The 3,442-nt window shown below is 61.0% G+C and carries 4 protein-coding genes; 2 read left to right on the forward strand and 2 right to left on the reverse strand.

Annotated elements, in window-relative coordinates:
* The first annotated feature begins 577 nt into the window (after positions 1 to 577).
* On the forward strand, positions 578 to 1,822 hold the full coding sequence (locus VGY55_12750) for a putative sugar nucleotidyl transferase (GenBank protein HEV2970832.1): 1,245 nt from the start codon (positions 578 to 580) through the stop codon (positions 1,820 to 1,822).
* Positions 1,823 to 1,828: 6 nt separating this feature from the next.
* Here VGY55_12750 and VGY55_12755 read toward each other — a convergent pair whose 3' ends face one another.
* Entirely contained in the window at positions 1,829 to 2,035 is a 207-nt protein-coding gene (locus VGY55_12755; GenBank protein HEV2970833.1) for a hypothetical protein, read from the reverse strand.
* Positions 2,036 to 2,096: 61 nt separating this feature from the next.
* Positions 2,097 to 2,825 (reverse strand): DUF6677 family protein, encoded by a 729-nt coding sequence (locus VGY55_12760; protein ID HEV2970834.1) that lies wholly within the window; start codon positions 2,823 to 2,825, stop codon positions 2,097 to 2,099.
* 288 nt (positions 2,826 to 3,113) lie between these two features.
* Between VGY55_12760 and VGY55_12765 the strand changes: the two genes are divergently transcribed.
* Positions 3,114 to 3,442, forward strand: a 329-nt coding sequence (locus tag VGY55_12765; protein HEV2970835.1) for a hypothetical protein, incomplete at its 3' end; no start/stop codon positions are given.

Consider the following 3,442-nt stretch of genomic DNA (forward strand, 5'->3'; position numbering starts at 1 on the left):
TGTCTTCAATGTACGCCGCCTTGGCCGCGCTATCCGAATCCTTCATCCGTTCCCATTCGCGCATCTCCGTTTGCAAAAGCGTTGGATAGGTATTTGGCGAGAGATTAAGTGCCCGCACAAGATCGACAAGACGCAAGACACGGCCTTTGATTTCGCTCATTGAATTCCTCCCATCAATGTGGGGCGCGGAACTGGCGCGGTAAAAAGTCAACCAAGTGCCCCCGGCGTGTTCCAAGATTGCCGGATTGTGCCGAGTCGAGATTATCGGCGATTGCCGCAAGTTTCGACAGGCGCAAAAGAAAAGACGCGGCGGACCCATGATTTTGAGTCCGGCGCGTCTGCCATTCCGCCACTCCGGCCAGGCATTGTTGCCGATTCAGTTTGTTTCATTCTCGACGATGCGTCAAGCGGGCGGTCGAGCGCACAAACCTTCACCACGAAGGACGCCAAGGACACGAACGCGCGACCAGTGTTCGGCTGCTCCGATCGGCCGTTGGATGCTAGAGTTAGAGTGTGGCTTGATCCGAGATGAACAATCTCGGAAGCCGGCGCCACCGCCAACTCTGCTGGTTTCCTTATGAACGTGCTGCTATTTGAAGACGAACGAGTGGGCCAACTGGCGCCGGTGACGATCGGCCGGCCGGCGTATGCTATTGCCTGCGGCAGCTTTCGCTTGATCGAGTTGGTTCGGGAGTTGGGGGCGGTGCGGCGGACTGTGAGGCCGCACCTACGCGGCGTCGAACAGGCCGATTCGCCTGACGAAATGTTCGGTGACGGACTGCTCGACGGGCCAACTCTGCTGGTCAACGCCCGGCTGGTCCCGTCGCCGGCGGCGGTCGCGCAATTGCGCGCGATGATCGCCGCGGATCGCGAGGGGATCGTCGCCAACGGCGAGAGCGTTGTCGCAGCGCTCATGAAACGGCGTTTGGAGATTCCCACATTTGGCGATGGAGCGGCTTTGCCGGCGATGGTGCGAAAGCTCTTGCTGCCAAGCGTGGCCGCCGATTTGCCGCTCTTCGACTATCCGCACGACATTCTGCGGCATCATTTGCAAAACGTCCGCGACAATCTCCAGCACCGCATCCGGACCGGCTATCGCGAAGTCGCCGACGGGCTGTTCGTCGCCGAGGGCGTGACGCTCGGCGAACATCTCGTGACCGACACGCGCGGCGGGCCAATCGTCATCGACAAGGGAGCGTCGCTCGGGCCATTCTGCTATCTAAAAGGCCCGATCTATATGGCCCCTGGCTCGCGGCTCAACGAACACTCGGCGCTCAAGGACGGGGTGACGCTCGGCGAGCGAGCCAAAGTCGGCGGCGAGGTCGAAGCCTCGATCATCGAGCCCTTCAGCAACAAGCAGCATCACGGCTTTCTCGGGCACAGCTATATCGGTAGCTGGGTCAATCTGGGGGCCGGCACCTCGAATAGCGATCTGAAAAACACTTACGGCCAGGTGAACATGGACTATGCCGGCCGCAAGACGCCGACCGGGATGCAATTCGTCGGCTGCTTTATCGGCGACAATAGCAAGACGGCCGTGAACACGAGCATCTTCACCGGCAAAACGATCGGCGCGTGCAGCATGGTCTACGGCTTCGTGACGACCAATGTGCCGAGCTTCACCAATTATGCCCGCTCATTTTCGCAAGTGACCGAATCGCCGGTCGAGGTGGCCATCTCGGCCCAGGCCCGCATGTTCACTCGCCGCGGCATTACGCAGCGTCCCTGCGACGAGCAACTCTTGCGCGACATGTTCGCGCAGACGCGCACCGAGCGGGCCAACTACGGCGAGCCGTTACCGCCGGAACCGCTGTTGTTGTGAACGACGTTACAGCCCGCTCTGCAAATAGAACAGAACCGCAAACACGACGGCCATGAAGCCGATGATCCACAGGCCGAGGCGCAGGGCGTGGTGCAGAATGGGGGCCATTTGCTCGTCGCGCGTCGCCGCGTAGACGAGGCTGATCGACACGATCAGCGGCAGCGAGTACCAGATTTGTGCGACGTGGGCGGCGAAGAGAATGGTTGGAAGCATGGCGGTCAGTCCGATTGGCGGTGGTAGAGTCAATTCAAGCGGTCTCAACGAAATGCGTCGATCACGCTGCTGCGGCGGCCGTTTCCTTCTTCTTGGGTGGAAGCGGTGGGCCGAAGGCGGCAACGGGTCCGCCCCAGGCGTCATAGATGGCCAGCACATTGAGCAGTCCGGCGATCAGCGTGTAGACCGAACCGAGTTCGAAGAACGCGCCCATCTTCAAGTTCCAATCGCTGAGCTGGTTGTATGGATCGCGCGGACTCCCCCCGGATGCTTTGGGTGATGATCTCCCCGCGGATTGCATATAGTTAACCACGGGGGCCGGGTTTTGCAGATCCAGATTCGGGAAATCCGATGCCTCGAAGACGCCGGCAGCCACTTGACTCGCCGCCCAATTCCCCGGTACGGGTTGGCCGGCGGGTTCACCGGAGAGCAGTGGCGGCGCCATGAAACCATCCCAGAGCGGCGCTTTCGGCGGGTCGGAACCCATTCGCAGTGACTGCACCAGCGCCGGCATCGCTGGCAGCCCAACGCAGACCTGCCCGGCATAGTAAAAGCGCTGGTCATTCTGCCGCCAGGAGGCATAGACCACTCGACCGTGCCCCATCACTAGACCGGCGAAAAAGGTGCCGAGGATGCAGACCATGAACAGCCCGCCCTTCCCCCAGCGACGTTGATAGAAATGCCCGGCGCCGGGGATCAGCCACGCCAGGAACGCGGCCAGGTAGGGATCCCTTAGATTGATCGTTTGGCTTTCAGCGGCCGGTGCGGGCAATTCAGTTTGCGGCTTCACGGCGGGACCTCGGAATGTGTGGGATGGAGGGCCTGTCCATTCTAATGTCGGCGGGCGAGAATCACTAGGTCAAGTCGGAGGTCGGAGGTCAGAGGCCAGACTTCGGAGTTCGCGACCGTTAGCCCCGTCGTTTGTCTTCGACCCTGAGGCTCAGACCCGAAGGGCGACAGGATGGCGAGCCGGCGGCGTCAGCCGCCGGAGGCATCCGATCACAGATTGGAGGCCGGAGTTCTCGAACAGCAGCGGTAGGCAGTTGCGAACGACGGATCGAGAGTCTAATCTACGATCATGAACAATATCCCCGCGGCCCTCGTCGTTGTCTTGTTCGCCGCATTCTCCAGTCGTCTCGTGGCCGCTGACGAGCCAGCGAAGATCGACGCCGCGCAACATGAAATCGTCACGCTTTGGCCCGGCACGGCGCCCGGTGAAAAAGGAGACATCGGCGAAGAAAAGGACACCACCCCGGGCCAAGACATCATTCGTCTGACTAACGTCAGCAAGCCGACCATCACGCTCTTTCGCCCGGCCGCCGATAAAGACACCGGCGCCGCCGTGATCGTTTGCCCCGGCGGCGGATACAACATTTTGGCATACAATCTCGAGGGCAGCGAGGTCTG

It is taken from the genome of Pirellulales bacterium, from assembly GCA_035939775.1.
Taxonomy (GTDB): Bacteria; Planctomycetota; Planctomycetia; order Pirellulales; family DATAWG01; genus DASZFO01.

Coding starts and splice junctions, on each gene's coding strand:
- VGY55_12750 (HEV2970832.1), top strand. CDS start 578: ATGAACGTGCTGCTATTTGAAGACGAACGAGTGGGCCAACTGGCGCCG.
- VGY55_12755 (HEV2970833.1), bottom strand. CDS start 2,035: ATGCTTCCAACCATTCTCTTCGCCGCCCACGTCGCACAAATCTGGTAC.